A 19403-nucleotide genomic window follows, 5' to 3' on the forward strand; every position below is an offset into this window, starting at 1 on the left:
TAAATTTCTTAGTATAAATTGTAATCACACTTCTGACACTGTGATAGAGTATGTTCATTGTCTTCTTTGTGATACGCACCAGACCATCTGCAAATACTTTGCAAAATTGGTATAACCGACTTCCCTTTGTCTGAAAGACAATATTCCACCTTAGGTGGAATTTCATTAAATTGCTGCCTGATAACAATGCCGTCTGCAATCAATTCTTTTAGTGTTGCCGCCAAAACAGCATCTGTGATATTTGACAGTTCCTTGCGGATGGCACTGTAACGCAGAATTTGCTTTTCTGCCAGAACACAGATAATTCGTGATTTCCACTTTCCACCAAAAACATTCAAACCATATTCCAAAGGACAACGAATATCCTTTTCTAATTTGGGTTTATACATCTTACTTAACCTCCTGTATTTGCTATTATAAAAGCAACATTATGTAAACACAAGTAACTATGAAATTTATAAGTAAGTAAATTTCTCACTTACTTATGATATGGTTCTCCATATCACCTATAAGTGAGGTTTTTTATTAATTGCATTATTTAAATGAATATTTATAACTTTTATTTTTACTGTAAACCAAATAATGTTTAATACATACTTTATTGATAAAGGATGTATTATAGGTATCATAGTACCATCTTTAGCATTAAAATTTGGTTAGATGTTGTAATTGATAATGAAACTGCATTAAAATTTTGATATCAATTGGACTTGTCCAAGTCAAAAGAAATAAAATAAATTTTAGGGAAAATATTGAAAGAGAAGTTATTGTTATGGAAAAATAATTAGATAGAGAATTTTAATTTTGTTTATAGATAAAAACAATTAAATAGTTGAATGGCAATAGATATAAAATAGAAAGGATAGAATAAAAATGTTTAGCTATAAGACTTTAGATAAAACTAGCATAGAAATACTTCATAAAGCATTTGTAAATGCATTTTCTGATTATCAGGTTAAGATAGATTTACCTATTTGGAAGTTTAAACAAATGCTTCAAAGAAGGGGTTATATTGCGGAAATGTCTATAGGAGCATTCTTAAATGAAAAATTGGTTGGATTTGTTTTGAATGGATATCGAATTTGGAATGGAAAGTTAACTGTATATGACATTGGAACAGGTGTTGTAAGTAATTATAGAAGACAAGGAGTAACAAATAATATACTTTCAAATATAAAAAATATAATTAAAGAAGAACAAGTAAAACAATACTTGTTAGAAGTAATTAAATCTAATGAATCTGCAGTGAACCTCTATAAAAAGCAAAATTTTGAAATTCAAAGAGAGTTAGAGTGTTTTCAGCTAGATAAAAGTCAATATAATTCTATAATTAATTATAAGGTTGAGCATGTGAACAAGATTGATTTAAATCAATTGATACAGTTTTGGGATTTTAATCCATCTTGGCAAAATTCTATTGATTCAATTAATGCTATTTCAGAAGCTTTTTTATATTCAATTGTACGTTTTGACAATACTATTGTTGGTTATGGCATTATCGATAAGAAAACAGGAGATATTCCACAAATAGCTGTAGATAAAAATTTTAGGGGGAATGGAATTGCAAGAAGCATAATAACGGACTTGATAAAGAATACAGAGTCTTCTAAAATTAGTGTTCTTAATATAGATGCTCAAGGGAAATCAATCCAAAATTTTTTATTTAAATTAGGTTTTAACAATAGTGTTACTCAATATGAAATGTTATTAAATTTGTAATTTTACTTTGTTCATAATAATATAATGAATATTTTATCATGTAGAAAGAGATATGGGATGGAAAATATAATAATAAGAAATTACAATTAAAAAGATTGGTCACGCATTGAAGAAATTCATGATAGTGCTAGAAAAATAGAACTGCACCTTGCAGGACTAGACGATGATAAATCTCGTATTTATTCTATACTTCTTTAACTAAAAGTACAAAAATATTTGTTAGCATCATTTGATTTATAAAGCATAGTGAAATTGTAGTACCTCAAAATTTGGAATGTTAAGATTTTTAATTTTGATAAAATGGGTATATATTACTACTAATGAACAGAAAAGAGATGAAGGACATATTCATTTTATTGATGAAAATATAGTTTATATAATTGAAAAAGAAAAGGAAAAAGATTATTTTCTTTCTTATTACTAAAGCGCTCATTAATAAATGAAGTAGCAGTTTTCATAATTTCATCTATAAGTTGTTCTGCTAACTCATATTTGTCTGAATAGTACTTATAAAAAGTGGAACGATTAATTAAAGCCTTATCTAATATGTTTTGTATAGTAATTTTGTTGAATTCTTTTTCAGTTGTTAACCAATTGTTAACCAAAAGCAATAAAAAAGCACTTTAAATAAATTATTCAAAGTGCTTTAAACCTATATAAATCAATGGTGCCGAAGGCGGGACTTGAACCCGCACGTTGTTACCAACGACGGATTTTGAGTCCGTTGCGTCTGCCAATTCCACCACTTCGGCTCGACAAAAAAATAATAACATATAGACCAGTATAAGTCAAGAGGCAATATACATAGAGCATGAAAATTATTAAAGTCCATTTATATTAAATAAAAACAAAATTTGTAGTAAAATAATATTTAGAGTATCATTAATAGAAATATTATTTCAAATAGGAGAGATATTTATGCTTAGATTTTTAGATGCTGGAGAATCTCATGGTAAGGCCATGGTAGCTATAATAGACGGTATACCTTCAAACTTTAGGGTGGATATAGAATTTATAAATAATGAATTAAAAAGAAGACAAAGTGGCTATGGTAGAGGGGAAAGAATGAAAATAGAAGAGGATACAGTGGAATTTTTATCTGGTGTTAGAGGGAGAAAGACCACTGGTAATCCTATAACTATGTTAATTTATAATAAAGATTATGAAAATTGGAAAGGCATACTTACAAGAGAACCAAAAGTAGATGAGAGAATAGTAGTTCCAAGACCAGGGCATGGAGATTTAGTAGGATATTTTAAATATGGTACTGGAGATATTAGGGATACTATTGAAAGAACTTCTGCTAGAGAGACTGCCATAAGAACTGCAGTAGGTGCTTTATGTAAAGAGATACTTAAGGATATTGGTATAGAAATTAGAAGCAAAGTACATAGTATAGGCAATCTTTATGATGATGTAGTGGACTTGTTTAATGAGGATATATATGAAAAAATAGATAACAGTGAAGTTAGATGTTATAATGGAGAAATAGAAAAAGCATTTATTAAAAAGATTGATATTTGTAAGGAACAGGGAGAAACTATAGGTGGAAGTGTATTTCTTTCAATAAAAGGAGTTCCCATAGGAGTGGGAAGTTACTCTCAATGGGATAGAAAGTTAGATGCAGTATTAAGTTATGGAATTATGTCTGTCCAGGGAGTAAAAGCCATAGAATTTGGCAATGGATTGGATTTAAATTTAAGAGGAAGCAATTTTAATGATGAAATTGTGTATAAACATGGTAAGATAAATAGAAGTACAAATAATTGTGGTGGTATAGAAGCAGGAGTGTCTAATGGTGAAAATATTGAAATTAAAGCTTTTATAAAACCAATACCTTCTATTAGAAAAGATGTTTGTACTATAAATTTACGAAAGAGAAAAGAAACTAATACTAGATATGAACGTTCTGATGTATCTGCTGTAGTACCAGCTTCTATAGTTTTAGAGAATGTGGTAGCTTTTTATATTTTAAAAGAGATATTAGATAAGTTTTCAGCAGATGAGTTTTTTGAGTTAAAAAAAAGTATAAATCATTATAGAGATACAGTTTATTTAAGATAGATATTTGATGGGAGAGATTATTATATGGATAAAAAAGAAAAGCTACTTATTTTAGATGGAAATAGTTTAATGAATAGAGCTTTTTACGCATTACCACCGTTGACTAATAGTCAAGGACTACATACTAATGGGGTATATGGATTTACTACTATGCTTTTAAAAATGAAGGAAGAAATAGAACCGGATTATATAGTGTGTACTTTTGATAGAAGTGCTCCTACTTTTAGACATAATGAGTATAAAGAATATAAGGCAGGAAGAAAAAAGATGCCGCCGGAATTAGCAGAACAATTTCCATTAGTTAAGGATCTTTTAAATAAATTAGCTATAGATATTTTTGAAATAGATGGCTTTGAAGCAGATGATTTAATAGGTACTTTATCAAAATTTGCTGAGGGAAAAAATATTGAAGTTTATGTTGTTACAGGAGATAAAGATGCTCTTCAGTTAGCTTCAGATAATACAAAAATTATAATTACTAAAAAGGGTATCACAGAGAAAGAAGTTTATGATAAGAACAGAATGATTAAAGAAATGGGAGTAACTCCTACTCAATTTATAGATGTAAAAGGACTTATGGGAGATACTTCGGATAATATACCAGGGGTTCCAGGAATTGGTGAAAAAACTGCTTTTAAGCTTATAAAGGAATATGGTAGTGTAGAAAATGTTCTTCAAAATATAGATAATATAAGTGGTAAAAAGATAAAAGAAAATTTAAAGGAAAATTATGAACAGGCTATTTTTAGCAAAAAGTTAGCTACTATTATAAGAGATGTTCCTATAGAAATAGATTTAGATTCAATAAAATCTAAGGATAATTATGATGAAGAAGGAGTAAGAAATATCTTCATAGATTTGCAATTTAAGTCTTTAATAGATAAATTGCCTGATGCAGAAAATACCAGTGAAAAAAATAGCGAATTTAATGTAGAATATAAAAATATAAATAATGTATTAGAGTTAAAAGATTTATATAGCTATATAATTTCAAATAATGATGAAAAGTTGTATATTACTTTTCAATTATCAAATGAAAATATTTATTCAAAGGCTGCAATTGAAAGGATGTTTATCAATTTTAAAGATAGCAATTATATAGTTTATTTACAGCAGATTTTAAGCGAAAATAATAATGAAACTGTTAATTTATTAAAAGAAATATTTGAGGATAACAGTATAGAGAAAGTATTTCATGATGTGAAAATGCCTCATACTATACTTCATAAGATGGGAATAGATTTAAATGGAGTGAAATTTGACACAAAAATAGCAGCCTATTTAATTGATTCTTCAAGGGGAGATTATGAATTAAGTACTTTAATTTCTCAGTATTTAAAAATTCTAATAAAGGATGATGAAGAAAAAGACATAAAAGAAACTTCTTTACTTAAAGAAGTTTATAAGGAATTAGAGCGTGAAATAAAATCTTTAGATATGGAAAAACTTTTTTACGAAGTAGAATTACCCTTAACTACAGTTTTGGCTTCTATGGAAACAGAGGGGTTTAAAGTAGATAGAGATATGCTAACTAAGATAGGAGATAAATTTCAAAAGGAAATAAAGAGAATTCAAAGTGAAATATATGCTTTATCTGAAGAGGAATTTAATGTAAATTCCCCAAAACAGTTAGGTAAAATTCTTTTTGAAAAGTTGGATTTGCCAGTAATTAAAAAAACAAAGACAGGATATTCTACCAATGCAGAAGTTTTGGAGGCACTAGAGGGAAAACATCCTATAATTGAAAAGATAATTTATTATAGACAGCTTACAAAACTTTATTCAACTTACGTAGAAGGTTTGAAAAATGTAATTGATGAAGATGGAAAAATTCATTCAAGTTTTAATCAAACTGTTACAACTACAGGAAGGCTTTCAAGTACAGAACCTAATCTACAAAATATACCTATTAAATATGAAATGGGCAAAGAAATAAGAAAAGTATTTGTATCTAATAATGAAGATTCCATAATTGTTTCAGCAGACTATTCTCAAATAGAGCTAAGAGTACTTGCGCATATTGCTGGAGATGAAAATCTTATAGATGCATTTAAACATCATGCGGATATACATACTAAAACAGCCTCAGAAGTATTTAAAGTTCCAATTGAACAGGTTACTTCTAGAATGAGAAGTAATGCTAAGGCAGTAAATTTTGGGATTGTTTATGGTATAGGAGATTTTAGTTTAGCTAAGGATTTAAAAATATCTAGAAAAGAAGCAAAGGAGTATATAGATACTTATTTTGAAAGATATCCTAAAGTAAAAAAATACATGGAAGATACAGTAGAAGATGCTAAAAGAAATATGTATGTTTTAACTATATTAAATAGAAGAAGATTCATTCCAGAGATATCTAATGCTAAAAAGATTGTTAAAGCTTTAGGAGAAAGGCTTGCAATGAACAGTCCTATACAAGGAAGTGCTGCAGATATTATTAAATTAGCTATGGTTAAAGTTTATAATGAGCTTCAGAAAAGAGCTTTAAAGAGTACATTGATATTACAGGTTCATGATGAACTTATATTAAATACTTACAAAGATGAATTAGAAGAGGTAAAGGCTATTATAAAAGATTCCATGGAAAATGTTATGCCACTAAGTGTACCATTAGAAGTAGATATAAATGAAGGAGAAAATTGGTATGAAGCCAAATAATTTAGTAAAACTGTTAAGTAAAGAAGAGTTGAAAAAATGTAATGGTAAAATGATAAAAATTGGCTTAACTGGAGGAATTGGGACTGGTAAAAGTACTGTAACTAAAATGTTAAAAGAAAAAGGAATACCTGTAATAGATGCGGATGTAATTGCTAGAGAAGTGCTTAATATATATCCGCGAATTGTTGAGAGTATTAGTGAGAATTTTGGGCCTGAGTTTATTGATAGCTATGGTAATTTAAGAAGAAGAGAATTTGGAAATTACATTTTCTCTTCAGAAGATAGAAGAAAGAAATATGAAACTATTATTATACCTTATATAAAAAAAGAAATATTTAATAGTTTTAATAAACATGAAGTAAAAGGTAGTAAATGTTGTATTTTAGACGCTCCCACTTTAATTGAGCAAAATATGCATAAGTACATGGACCTTACAGTTCTTGTATGGGTAGATAAAGAGACGCAAATTAAAAGGATAGGAAAAAGAGATAAATTGGCTATGGATCAAATATTAAATAGAATAAATGCACAGATGCCTTTAGATGATAAGAAAGTTATAGCAGATTTTGTTATATATAATACTTTAACATTGGAAAATACAGAAATGCAAGTAGATAAACTAATTGATATTATTAATGCTTTATAGGGGAGTGGGAAATAAAATTGAAAAAACTTATAAAATTTATTATATTTATATTGCTAATAGCTGTACTTTTTAATGCATCACAATTCCTATTAAAAAAGATATACCCTATGACATATTCACAAAACATATATAAATGTGCTGAAGAATACAATTTAGATCCATATCTTGTGGCAGCTGTAATTAAAACTGAAAGTAATTTTAATCCTAAGGCAGTATCTTGTAAAAATGCCTATGGACTTATGCAAATAACGGCAAATACAGGTCAGTGGATTGCGGAACAAATGCAATTAAAGGATTTTGAAATAGAAAAACTTTATGAGCCTGAATATAATATTCATATGGGATGTTGGTATTTAAATAATTTGAAAAAAGAATTTAATAATAATATGGATTTAGTGTTAGCAGCTTATAATGGAGGAAGAGGAAACGTTCAAAAATGGTTAAATGATTATAATCATTCTAAGGATGGAAAAAATCTTCATTATATTCCTTTTAAAGAGACAGATAAATATGTAAAAAAGGTTAAAGTAAATTATAAAGTTTATAGATTTTTATACAATAAATAGATGTTGACATTATGAAATAGCGTAGTATAATAATATTGTAAATGCGAGAGTGGCGGAATAGGCAGACGCGCACGTTTGAGGGGCGTGTGGGAGACCGTACGGGTTCAAGTCCCGTCTTTCGCACCAAAAATTGCTATTGAAAATATTCAGCGAGTCTGATATAATAAAATCGCAAAGTGAAATAAATTGAATAATTTCTGAGATATTCGCTGGCTCTATATTTTGAACCTACATTACAGTAAAGGGAGTTCAAGATTTAGAGGTGGATATGTACTTTCATGTGAGACCTTTAGACGGCATTGAAGGCGATAGAGACTTCTGTGAGAACACCCACCTATCGGAGAGATAGGTGTCAAAATTAGAGTAACGGTATTTTGGATTATAACATTGAGATTAAGAGAGACAGTGATGTCTCTCTTTTTAATATAGTTAGAGTTTAGAATGAACTTTGTAAGAGAATACAAAAGAACCTATACAAATAGAATCTTTTTTATAAGTGTCTATTTTATAGGTTCTATTTTATATTTAAATTTTGTTTAATTTTTAGTAGAAATATAAGATGCTATTATTTTTTATGAACTAAGAATAATAGTCTTTTAAAGTAATCTAAGTTAATTCCTTCGTTTTTACAAAAGAATCTAATGTTTTTATTACACTCATTATTATATTCATTGTGGAAAGAATCCACATAGTAATCTAAATTAGGTGCTCCGAAGATAAGCATATATATCACCTCCCAATAAAGTTTTAATTCCTAAATTATTAATTTTTACTGCCATTTTTCAATCTCTCCTTTCTTAAATTTATATATAAAAAAGCCATGGATTTTCCATGGCTTTTCAATAGCGTAATTAAATGTTATAAATTAAAAAAACCACAGGGATAGATAACTCCGTGGCTATAAAAGCTAGTATATTACAAAACACCTTCGGCAGAGTCATCTACTATTTTTGCTAAAACATATTCAGTTAAATTATTTGATAAAATATTTAAATTTAACATAACTCTACCTCCTAATATAAAAATTAATTTTTTTACAAAAATATTATATCAAATAATAAATTACATGTAAATATATTTTTTACCAATAATTCATAAATATAAATTGTGAAATAAAGTTGAAATATTAAGAAAATATATATATAATTATAGGTGATAATAATTTTAAATTTTGGCAGAGAATAAGAGAGCCACATAAAGATAGGTAACTATCTTTATGTGGCTTTTTGCATTTTGATTTAAGAAAAGGTATACAGGAGGAGAGAATATGGGAAAATATGTACTGGTTTTAGACCAAGGAAGTATTAGATCTAGATGTGTATTATTTGACAAAAATGGTGAAATAATAGGAGTTGGAGAAAGAAAAACCAATCCTATATATCCAAAACCAGAATGGGTAGAACTTAATCCTATGGAAATATGGGCAAGCCAATTTGCAGCAGTTACAGAAGTAATGGCTAAATACAATGTAGTGGCAGAGGATATAATTTCTGTAGGAATTACAAATCAAAGAGAAACAGTATTAGTATGGGATAGAAGAACTGGATTACCAATTTATAATGCTATTAGTTGGCAGTGTAGAAGGACAGCAGAAATGTGTGAGGAACTCAATAAAAAGGGTCTTGGAGAAGTAGTAAGAGAAAAAACAGGTTTAGTTTTAAATGCTTATTTTTCTGCCACAAAAATAAAATGGATACTTGATAATGTAGAGGGAGCAAGAAAAGAAGCAGAAAAAGGTAACTTGATTTTTGGAACCGTGGATTCATGGCTTATTTGGAATTTAACTAAGGGAAAAAAACATATTACAGATTATACAAATGCATCTAGAACAATGCTTTTTAATATAAATACGTTAAAATGGGATGAAGACCTCTTAGAGCATTTTGATATACCTAAAGAGATGGCGCCAGAAGTTAAGCCTTCTAGCTATTTATTTGGATACACGGATAGTGTTTTATTTAGTAAAGAGTTGCCTATAGGAGGAGTAGCTGGAGATCAACATGCATCTTTATTTGGACAAGCTTCTTTTGAGGAGGGTATGGCTAAAAACACATATAGTACAGGATGTTTTATGTTTATGAATACAGGAAATAAGCCTATAAAATCTAATAGAGGGCTTTTAACTACTATAGCTTGGGCAACTGAAAATGAAGTGAAATATGCCTTAGAGGGAAGTATTTTTATGGCAGGAGAAGCTATAAGATGGATTTCTGATGATTTAAGAATGTTAAAGTCTCCTGAAGAATCTGAGGAGTATGCTTTATCAGTAGAAGATACAAATGGAGTATATATGGTACCAGCTTTTGCAGGACTTGGCGCACCTTATTGGGATCCTGAAGCTAATGGTGTAGTTATGGGACTTACAAGAGGAACTAAAAAAGAGCATTTTATAAGAGCAGTACTTGAATCATTAGCATATCAAAGTTATGATGTTTTAAAAGTAATGGAGGAAGACTCCAGTATAACTTTAAAAAAGTTAAGGGTAGATGGAGAATTTTCATTAAATAATTTTTTAATGGGATTTCAATCAGATATTCTAGACTGTAAAGTAGAAAAATCAAAACATACGCAGGATACAGCAGCTTTAGGAGCAGCGTATTTAGCTGGACTTACAGTTGATTTTTGGAAAAGCAAAGAGGATATATTATCTAACAATGGAATTGAAAAGGAATACAATAGCACTATTACACAGGAAAAAAGAAAAGAACTTTTAAAAGGATGGCACGAAGCTATTAAAAGATCAAAAAGTGATTATTGCAAATAATTTAAGAAATATTACCTCTTTATAAAAATCTATAAGGAGGTAATATTTTTTATAATATATATAAATTAATGTACAATACTTTCAATAATTAATGAAAAAAACGTACAACTTAGGGTATAATCATAGATGTGATTATAAATACCAAGGAGGCAAATTATGTTGGGTAATGCCAAAGAGGTTTTAAAAAAATATTTTGGGTATGATGAATTCAGAGGTGCTCAGGAAAAAGTAATAGAAAGTATTTTAAATAGTAAGGATACTGTAGCTATTATGCCTACAGGAGCAGGAAAATCTATTTGTTATCAAATACCCGCTCTTTTAAAGGATGGAGTTACTATAGTAATATCTCCACTTATTTCTCTTATGAAAGATCAGGTTGATTCATTAAAGGAGTTGGGAATAGAGACCACATATATCAATAGTTCTTTAAGTAACTTAGAGATAGAAGAAAGAATTTTTAATGCTGAACAAGGATTTTATAAATTGCTTTATATTGCTCCTGAAAGATTAGAGGCTGAAAATTTTTGTAATAGATTAAGCAATTTACATATATCATTAGTAGCAGTAGATGAAGCACATTGTGTATCACAGTGGGGACATGATTTTAGACCTAGTTATACAAAAATTAGTAAGTTTATTGATAAGTTATTTCCAAGACCAGTAATTGGAGCTTTTACAGCTACTGCTACAGAAGTTGTAAGAAAAGATATATTGTCATTATTAGCTTTAAAAGAGCCTAATGTATTTGTAACTGGATTTGATAGAGAAAATCTAAATTTCACAGTAATAAAGGGAGAGGACAAAGAAGGTTTTATATATGATTATTTAGAAAATAATAAAGGAAAGATAGGAATAATCTACACTTCTACTAGGAAAGAAGCAGAGGCTTTATATAATAAGCTTAAAAATAAAGGATATAAAGTGGGAGTGTATCATGCTGGATTAAGTGACGAAGATAGAAAGAGGGTTCAAGAGGATTTCTCTTTTGATAATATAGATATAATAGTTGCAACAAATGCATTTGGAATGGGGATAGATAAGTCTAATGTAAGGTTTGTAATACATTATAATATTCCTAAAAATATGGAAGCTTATTATCAGGAAGCAGGCCGTGCAGGAAGAGATGGAGAGGAAAGTGAATGTATATTATTATTTTCCCCTCAAGATATACATATTCAGAAGTATTTTATAGATGAATCTTTGTTACCACCAGATAGAAAAAATTATGAATACAATAAATTAAGAGCTATGGTAGATTATTGTTACACTTCAAAATGTTTAAGAGCCTTTATACTTGAATATTTTGGTGAAATAGATGTAATGGATAAATGTAATAATTGCAGCAATTGTAATGATAATAGAGAAGTTAAGGATATCACTATAGAAGCTCAAAAAATATTTTCTTGTGTTTATAGAATGAAAGAGCGTTTTGGAGTAAATATGGTAGGAGACGTACTGAAAGGGTCGAAAAATAAAAAGGTTTTATCAGCAGGATTAAATGAACTTTCTACCTATGGAATAATGAGTGAATTTTCACAAAAACAAATAGTAGCTTTGATCAATAAATTAATAGCAGATGAATATCTTCTAACTACAGATGATAAGTATCCAATAGTTAAATTAAAGCCTAAGTCTTATAATGTATTAAAAGGTAAAGAACCTGTATTTATGAAAGTTACTAAAGCTATTAAAAAGCCTAAAGCAGATAATATGTTGTTAGAGATTTTAAAGAGTTTGAGAAAAGAAATATCTCAAAGAGAGGGAGTTCCTCCATTTATGATTTTTCACGATTCTACATTGAAGGAGCTTAGTGAATATATGCCAGCAGATAAAGATTCTTTACTTAAAATTAAGGGGGTTGGAGAGAGAAAAGCTGAGGTATATGGAGATAGGTTTATAGATACTATAAATAAATATATAGAAGATAACCATTTAGAAAGAGAAAATCATAGGAAAGATTATGAAGAGAATAATATACATAATGAAGTTAAAGTTAAAACTCATATAATAACATATAATCTTTATAAAGAAGGGAAAAGTTTAGACGAAATAGTAAAAGAAAGGAATCTAAGTATTGTAACAATACAGCAGCATTTATTTAAATGTTTAGATGAAGGCATGGATGTAAATATAGATGATTTTATTCCAAAAGACTATGAAGAGATAATATTAAATGCAATTAAAAAAATAGGTGGAAATAAATTGAAACCAATAAAGGAAGTTTTACCACCGGAAGTTGATTATATGTGGATAAAATCTGTTTGGTATAAACACATGAAGGAAAAAATAGGTTGAATTTTATGTAAAAATGTATTTTAATTTAAAGATACATAAGTTAAAATAAAAATACATATAATTAAATTGAAATTTAAAATTATGTAACAATATATTTTAATTGAATACATTGGAGGGTTTTGTATGAACAAGTCTAATTTCAAAAGATTACCTAAACACATTGGAATAATTCCAGATGGCAATAGAAGATGGGCTCAAAGCAGAGGCTTTGAAAAAAAAGATGGATATAAATTTGGAATAGAGCCCGGAGTTAAATTATTTGACTTATGTTCACAGATAGGAATAAAGGAAGTAACTTTTTATGGTTTTACCAAAGACAATACAAAAAGACCCTCTGAACAGACAGAAGAATTTAGAAAAGCTTGCGTAGAATCTGTTATGGAATTAGTTAATAAAGATTCAGAGATATTAGTTGTAGGAGATACAAAATCACCCTTGTTTCCAAAAGAATTAATCAAATTTACTAAAAGACAAAAGTTTGGAAAAGGTGGTATTAAAGCAAATTTTTTAATTAATTATGGTTGGCAATGGGACATATTTAAGTATAATGAAAACAATATAAATGAAAGAATAACAACTGACAATATAGCCTCAGGAGAAATATCTAGAATAGATTTAATAATAAGATGGGGTGGAAGACGTAGATTAAGTGGATTTTTACCAATACAATCTGTATATTCAGATTTTTATATATTGGAAGATTTTTGGCCTGATTTTAAACCAGAGCATTTTTATGATGCATTAAGCTGGTATGAAAATCAAGATGTGACTTTAGGTGGCTAATTTATAGTGTAAATAATTTAAGAGTCTTAGAGACTCTTTTTTTATTTTATTTTTATTCTAGGTAATAAATAAAAAATTAAATTAATAAGATATTAATAACATTTAAAAATGCATAATGTACTAATAAATTGAAGGGGGATTATAATTGGAGAAAGAAAACACTAAATTATCACCAGGGAAATTATTTCTTATGGGAGGAGCTCTGTTTTCTATGCATTTTGGGGGATCAAGTATGATATGGCCAATGACCTGGGGAAAGGAAAGTGGAAATAGTATTTTTCCTGCTTTTATAGGAATATATTTAACAGCTCTGTTTTTTCCACTTTTGGGGTATTTAGCTTTATCTAGAGCTAAAGGAACATTTTATCAAGTATCGGAAAGGGTATCACATAGGTTTGCTAATTTCTTTTGTAGTATGGCTATGTTGGTTTTAGGTCCATTATTTTGTATTCCAAGAATGAGTGCAGCAGCTTGGGATGCATTTTTGCAAGTAAGCAAATTTCAGCCGCAATCCTATATGGCACCATTAATTTTTTCAATTTTTTACTATTCACTTACCTACTGGTTTATAGCTAAAAAATCCGATGCTGTAGATAAAATCAGTAGAATATTATTTCCAGTACTTGTAATTGCAGTAATAGCTATAATTTCTAAAGGAATTTTATTTCCTATTTCTACTGTACAACCTAAGGTATATGGTATTAATGCATTTGCTTATGGGTTCAAAAATGGATATGCTACAGCAGAACTTTTATGTGCTTTGGTTTTTGCAACAATAATTATTGATGATTTAAAATTTAAAGGAATTATAGATAGAAAATTAGATATTAATTTAATGAAAGTGGGATTGATTGGAATAGGAATGCTTACATTAACTCATTTAGGGCATATGATTGTAGGCTCTTTGACAGGGACTACTTTTGGGGAGACTAAATATGCAGCTCTTTATTCTGCTGTTGTTCTAAAGCTTTGGGGGAATGTTGGAGGCATGATTTTTAATATAGCCTTATTATTTGCAGCTTTAACCACAGCTATAGGACTTGCAGTTGCTACAGCTAATTATTTTCAAGAAGTTACAAATAAAAAGATTTCCTATAATAAATCTGCAATTATAACTTTAATTATAAGTGCTATTGTAAGTGCTATTGGACTTTCATCTATTGTAGAATTAGCAGCACCACTACTTGATATAGTATATCCAGCAGCCATAACTATGACTCTTTTCTATGCCTTTATACCTAATTTAGACATAAAAAGAAGAACGTTTTCATCTTACAAGTTTGGAATAATAACAGCTTTAATATGGGGAATATTTGAAGGAATATTAACTTATATGGATATGTTTAAAATAGATGTTAGTATTATAAAAAAAATACATGATTTTTTCCCTTTTACTTCTGTTGGTCTTGGGTGGATAAGTATTACTTTTATAGCAATAATCATTGGAGCCATATTAAATATAGATTTTAAAAATAAGACTATAAAAAGTATAGATTTGTATAGGTAGAAATGTACTTATATAAATTTATGTAATAATAAAACATACTTATTCATAAGTATTAGATATAAAAGCTTAAACATTTAAAATTAAGGACACTAGGGAAAAAATAAATGAATTGGGGGAATGATTAAATGACAAAAGCATTAGAAGGTATAAGAGTTCTTGATTTAACACATGCATATAATGGTCCATTTTGTACTACTCTTCTAGCAGATAATGGTGCAGACGTAATAAAAATCGAAAGCTTAAATGGAGATCAGTGTCGTAGTTGGGGGCCTATTGATGCTAAGAGTGGGGAAAGCGGATTTTATGCATTTCTAAATAGAAATAAGAAAGGTATTACATTAAATTTAAAAACTGAAAAGGGTAAAAAAATATTCTATGAAATGGTAAAGACTGCAGATGTAGTGGTTGAAAATTTTAGAATGGGAGTTACAAAAAAGTTAGGTATAGAGTATGAAACTTTAAAAGAGATAAATCCTAGAATAATATTTGCTTCAGGTTCTGGATTTGGACAGTATGGTCCAATAAGTAATAGACCTTGTTATGATATAGTTGCACAATCTATGGGTGGAATGGTTAATTTAACAGGTTTTCCCAATACACCACCAGCTAAAGTTGGGCCATCTATAGCAGACAATGTGACAGGAATATATTTATGTGTAGGAGTCTTAATGGCTCTTTATAATAGAGAAAAAACAGGGTTGGGACAAGCGGTAGATGTAGCTATGCTGGATACTATATTTAGTTTACTTGAGAATTCTATAGTGGTGACTACTATGACTGGAGAGATACCACAGAGAAAAGGAAATATAGATCCATCCATAGCACCTTTTGATATATATGAAGTTAAAGATGGATATATAGCTATAGGAGTTGGAAATGACAAACTATGGGCCAAGTTCTGTAATGTAATTGGAAGAGATGATTTAATTGAAGATCCTAGATTTTTAACTAATGATTTAAGATGCCAAAATTATGTTCCGGATTTACAGAATTTAATTAGAGAGTGGGCAAAAGATAAAACTAAGAAATATTTAGAAGAATTACTTGATAAATGTGGAATACCTTGTGGGCCTGTATTGGACATGAAAGAGGCAATAGAACATCCACAAATTCAAGCTAGGGAAATGATGGTTCATATTGATCATCCAGCTATAGGAGAAATGTATTTTCAAGGAGTTCCTATAAAATTATCTAGAACCCCAGGAAGTGTAGAAGCACCAGCACCTCTTTTAGGACAGCATAATGAAGAAGTATATTCCATGTTTGGTATAGGAAAGGAAGAACTAAAGGATTTGAAAAAAGAAGGGGTAATCTAGTTATAAAAATTAGGAGGTATATTTTATGAGAAAAGAATCAGTATTAAATTATAAAATGACTCCATCAGATGGAAATAATTTAGGGGATATAGTTCCTGTTGGAAGGCAATTAGATATTTGGGGAGATGCAGAAACTGAACTTATGATATTAGTTGATGGGGATGAATCTTTATGTTTAGGCTATAGAGATATTAAATTTTATAAGGATATATATGTAGGAGATCAGATAGATGTTAAGGCTACGTTAGTGAAGGTAGGAAATACATCTCGTACATGTAAATTAGAAACTTATAAAGTTGCTACTCCATCAAGGCTTAATGGAAAGCCAGAAGCCGCTTTAAATGATGTAGATATTTTAAATCCTCCTGTTTTATGTGGTGAAGGATATTCAGTGCTAGTAGTTAAAAAAGAACTTCAAAGGGGAAACCAACCAGATGGAACTATAGAAGATCCTTGGGAAGAAATTGAATAGTAAATTTTATTACAGTAGGAGGTGTAATTATGGCATTTGAAAAATTAGATAGAAATTATGAAACAAAAATGCGTTTGCGTATGTCTTCTAAAGATGTATTTTATGGGGGTGGCGTTGTAAATGGATCACGTTCAATTACATTAATGGGGGATGTAGCTACTAGACTTATGATTATGCATGATGGAAATGAAGGTAAATGTGTAGGGTTTGATAATATAAGATTATATAATCCTATTTTTGCAGGAGATTATTTGGAGTTAGTAGGAAGAATTTTAGGAGTAGAAGATAATAAAAGAAAAATACAATGTAGAACTTTTAAAATAGCTGAAAACCCCAATATTGTCAATCAAGCAAGTGCAATAGATGTTTTAGAAAAACCAATTTTATGCACTGAATTTACTGCAATTTATGAAGTGCCAGAAAGATAATTAAAAGGATTGCGAAGCAACTTTTCAAAGCACAGATTAAAGAGCATAGAATACAGATAAGGAAAATTTTCTGTAATAATAACGGAAAAAAGCTTCCTTATCTGTAATCTGTAATCTTTTCTATGTACTATAAAAAAGTGTGTCGCACTTTTTTTGTATTGTGATTTTTTATAAGAGAAACATAAATAATAAAACTAAAAATATGAATTTTAATATAATAGGAGAAATGAGGGGGAAATATGAATTATAAGCTAAGTAAAGAGCAACTAATGATTATAAAAACACTTAGAGAATTTGTTGAAAATGAAATAGAACCTATTGCGGCTAAAATAGATGAAGACTGTGAGTTTCCTAGAGAAAATATTATGAAAATGGGGAAATTAAATATGATGGGAATACCATTTTCTACTGAGTATGGCGGAGCTGGAGGAGATGAGTTAACTTTTGCAATGTGTATAGAGGAAATAGCTAAAAAGTGCGCAGCTACTGCTGCAATTTTAGCAGTTCACACTATACCTTGTTGGTTGATGTTAAATTATGGTAAGAGCTATCAGAAGGAAAAATATTTGCCGCCTATGCTAAAGGGAGAAAGCTTAGGAGCTTTTGCATTAACAGAGCCTAATGCAGGTACAGATTCTGCAAGTCAAACAAGTGTTGCTGTTTTACAGGGAGATAATTATATATTAAATGGACAAAAATGCTTTATAACTAATGGAGGAGAAGCGAATACTTATATAATTTTAGCCATGACAGATAAAAGTAAAGGTAATAAGGGAATAAGTGCATTTATAGTAGAGGATAGCTTTCCGGGCTTCTTTATAGGAAAGAAAGAAAATAAAATGGGAATAAGAGCTTCTGCTACTTCAGAACTTATTTTTAAAGATTGCATAATTCCTAAAGAAAACCTTTTGGGAAGAGAAGGGGAAGGCTTTAAGTTAGCTATGAAGGCATTGGACGGTGGTAGAATTGCTATGGCATCTCAAGCAGTTGGAATAGCTCAAGGAGCTATAGATGAAACCATAAAATATTTAAAACAAAGAGAACAATTTAAAAAACCTTTGGCTAATTTCCAAGGACTTCAATGGATGTTAGCAGATATGGAGACAAGTGTTAATGCTGCTAGGTTATTAGTTCATAAAGCAGCAATGAAAATGGATAATGGAGAAGCTTTTAGCAAAGATGCTTCTATGGCTAAATTGTTTGCATCAAAAACTGCTATGTATGTAACAACAAAGGCAGTTCAAATGCATGGAGGATATGGATATATGAAGGATTACCCTTTAGAGAGGATGATGAGAGATGCAAAGATAACTGAGATATATGAAGGTACATCAGAAGTACAGAAAATGGTAATTTCCAGAGCTTTATTATCATAGATAAAGGAGTGAATAAAGTTATGAGGATAATAGTTTGTATAAAACAAGTTCCAGATACTAATGAGGTTAGAATAGATCCCATAAAAGGAACATTAATAAGAGAAGGAGTACCAAGTATTATAAATCCTGATGATAAAAATGCTATAGAAGAAGCTGTAAGAATAAAGGAAAATTTAAAAGATGTAGAAATAGTAGCTTTATGTATGGGACCGCCACAGGCAGAAATTGCTTTAAGAGAAGCGTTGGCTATGGGAGTTGATGATGCAATTCTTTTAAGTGATAGACAATTTGCAGGCTCTGATACTTGGGCTACTTCTTTAATACTAGCTTCTGCTATAAACAAAATTGGAGATTATGAAATAATATTCTGTGGTAGACAGGCTATAGATGGGGATACAGCACAAGTTGGACCGGAAGTTGCTGAGCATTTAAATATACCACAAATTACTTATGTAAATAATTTAGAGATACAGGGAAAAGAAGTAATAGCCCATAGAGCTACAGAAGATGGATATTATATAATAAAATCTAAAATGCCTATATTATTAACTACAATAAAAGACTTAAATAAACCTAGATATCCTTCTATATTAGGTATATATAATGCTTTTAGAGAAAAAGAAATTAAAGTATGGAATATAAATGATATTTTAGTAGATAGAGAAAACATAGGTCTTAAGGGTTCCCCCACAAATGTAAAGAAATCTTTTACTCCTTCAGTAAGTTTTAAGGGAGAAATTCTTCAGGGAAATATTAAAGAAATTACCGAACAGTTAATAGTAAAGTTTAGAGAAAAACAGATTATTTAG

General features: G+C 29.4%; 17 protein-coding genes, 2 tRNA genes and 1 other RNA gene. 17 read left to right on the forward strand and 3 right to left on the reverse strand.

The genetic code is table 11. From position 1 onward, the window contains the following. Window positions 1-8: 8 nt before the first annotated feature. Window positions 9-389 carry a winged helix-turn-helix transcriptional regulator gene (locus J2Z24_RS00675; RefSeq protein WP_035144313.1) on the reverse strand — a complete coding sequence of 127 codons (381 nt, stop codon included), beginning with the start codon at window positions 387-389 and terminating at the stop codon, window positions 9-11. Between the two features lie 484 nt (window positions 390-873). Here J2Z24_RS00675 and J2Z24_RS00680 point away from each other — a divergent pair, with 484 nt between their 5' ends. Together J2Z24_RS00680 and J2Z24_RS21560 are read left to right on the forward strand one after the other, a co-directional pair. Beyond that, complete coding sequence (locus tag J2Z24_RS00680; protein ID WP_035144314.1) at window positions 874-1719, forward strand: GNAT family N-acetyltransferase; 846 nt, start codon at window positions 874-876, stop codon at window positions 1717-1719. Between the two features lie 292 nt (window positions 1720-2011). Continuing rightward, window positions 2012-2143, forward strand: a complete 132-nt coding sequence (locus J2Z24_RS21560; RefSeq protein ID WP_276513569.1) for a hypothetical protein — start codon at window positions 2012-2014, stop codon at window positions 2141-2143. A 241-nt stretch (window positions 2144-2384) separates the two neighbouring features. Here the strand turns inward: J2Z24_RS21560 and J2Z24_RS00690 are convergent. Beyond that, a tRNA-Leu gene (locus tag J2Z24_RS00690) sits at window positions 2385-2471 on the reverse strand. Between the two features lie 166 nt (window positions 2472-2637). Here J2Z24_RS00690 and aroC point away from each other — a divergent pair. The 6 genes from aroC (at window position 2638) to ssrS (ending at window position 8038) form a co-directional block, all read left to right on the forward strand. Further along, entirely contained in the window at window positions 2638-3783 is a 1146-nt protein-coding gene (aroC, locus tag J2Z24_RS00695; protein WP_035144316.1) for a chorismate synthase, read from the forward strand. A gap of 24 nt (window positions 3784-3807) precedes the next feature. Continuing rightward, window positions 3808-6441, forward strand: a complete 2634-nt coding sequence (gene polA, locus J2Z24_RS00700; protein WP_035144317.1) for a DNA polymerase I — start codon at window positions 3808-3810, stop codon at window positions 6439-6441. Then, window positions 6428-7087, forward strand: a complete 660-nt coding sequence (coaE, locus tag J2Z24_RS00705; protein ID WP_372440058.1) for a dephospho-CoA kinase — start codon at window positions 6428-6430, stop codon at window positions 7085-7087. Before polA ends, coaE begins: the two co-directional genes overlap by 14 nt. A gap of 17 nt (window positions 7088-7104) precedes the next feature. Beyond that, window positions 7105-7653 (forward strand): lytic transglycosylase domain-containing protein, encoded by a 549-nt coding sequence (locus J2Z24_RS00710; protein WP_035144319.1) that lies wholly within the window; start codon window positions 7105-7107, stop codon window positions 7651-7653. 43 nt (window positions 7654-7696) lie between these two features. Further along, window positions 7697-7779 (forward strand) — tRNA-Leu (locus J2Z24_RS00715). 65 nt (window positions 7780-7844) lie between these two features. Further along, a non-coding RNA gene (ssrS, locus tag J2Z24_RS00720) (6S RNA) lies at window positions 7845-8038 on the forward strand. Window positions 8039-8218: 180 nt separating this feature from the next. Here ssrS and J2Z24_RS00725 read toward each other — a convergent pair. Then, entirely contained in the window at window positions 8219-8377 is a 159-nt protein-coding gene (locus J2Z24_RS00725; protein ID WP_156950169.1) for a hypothetical protein, read from the reverse strand. 543 nt (window positions 8378-8920) lie between these two features. Here J2Z24_RS00725 and glpK point away from each other — a divergent pair. From glpK to J2Z24_RS00770, 9 genes are all read left to right on the forward strand, one after another. Further along, window positions 8921-10417 (forward strand): glycerol kinase GlpK, encoded by a 1497-nt coding sequence (glpK, locus tag J2Z24_RS00730; RefSeq protein ID WP_035144320.1) that lies wholly within the window; start codon window positions 8921-8923, stop codon window positions 10415-10417. Between the two features lie 156 nt (window positions 10418-10573). Beyond that, complete coding sequence (gene recQ, locus J2Z24_RS00735; RefSeq protein WP_035144321.1) at window positions 10574-12712, forward strand: DNA helicase RecQ; 2139 nt, start codon at window positions 10574-10576, stop codon at window positions 12710-12712. A gap of 123 nt (window positions 12713-12835) precedes the next feature. After that, a complete protein-coding gene (gene uppS, locus J2Z24_RS00740) occupies window positions 12836-13495 on the forward strand; it encodes a polyprenyl diphosphate synthase (RefSeq protein WP_035144323.1) in 660 nt (219 codons plus the stop codon). Window positions 13496-13640: 145 nt separating this feature from the next. Further along, a complete protein-coding gene (locus J2Z24_RS00745; RefSeq protein ID WP_035144324.1) occupies window positions 13641-15002 on the forward strand; it encodes a branched-chain amino acid transport system II carrier protein in 1362 nt (453 codons plus the stop codon). A 125-nt stretch (window positions 15003-15127) separates the two neighbouring features. Continuing rightward, complete coding sequence (locus J2Z24_RS00750; RefSeq protein ID WP_035144325.1) at window positions 15128-16318, forward strand: CaiB/BaiF CoA transferase family protein; 1191 nt, start codon at window positions 15128-15130, stop codon at window positions 16316-16318. A gap of 25 nt (window positions 16319-16343) precedes the next feature. Further along, a complete protein-coding gene (locus J2Z24_RS00755) occupies window positions 16344-16790 on the forward strand; it encodes a hotdog family protein (protein ID WP_035144326.1) in 447 nt (148 codons plus the stop codon). A gap of 29 nt (window positions 16791-16819) precedes the next feature. Further along, window positions 16820-17218: a hotdog fold domain-containing protein gene (locus J2Z24_RS00760; RefSeq protein WP_035144328.1), complete on the forward strand. Its 399-nt coding sequence runs from the start codon at window positions 16820-16822 to the stop codon at window positions 17216-17218. Window positions 17219-17457: 239 nt separating this feature from the next. Next, the gene (locus J2Z24_RS00765) at window positions 17458-18594 is read left to right on the forward strand and encodes an acyl-CoA dehydrogenase (protein ID WP_035144329.1); all 1137 of its coding nucleotides are present in this window, start codon (window positions 17458-17460) and stop codon (window positions 18592-18594) included. A 20-nt stretch (window positions 18595-18614) separates the two neighbouring features. Continuing rightward, a complete protein-coding gene (locus J2Z24_RS00770; protein ID WP_035144330.1) occupies window positions 18615-19403 on the forward strand; it encodes an electron transfer flavoprotein subunit beta/FixA family protein in 789 nt (262 codons plus the stop codon).

The organism is Clostridium tetanomorphum (genome assembly GCF_017873215.1).
Classification (GTDB): Bacteria; Bacillota; Clostridia; order Clostridiales; family Clostridiaceae; genus Clostridium_AO; species Clostridium_AO tetanomorphum.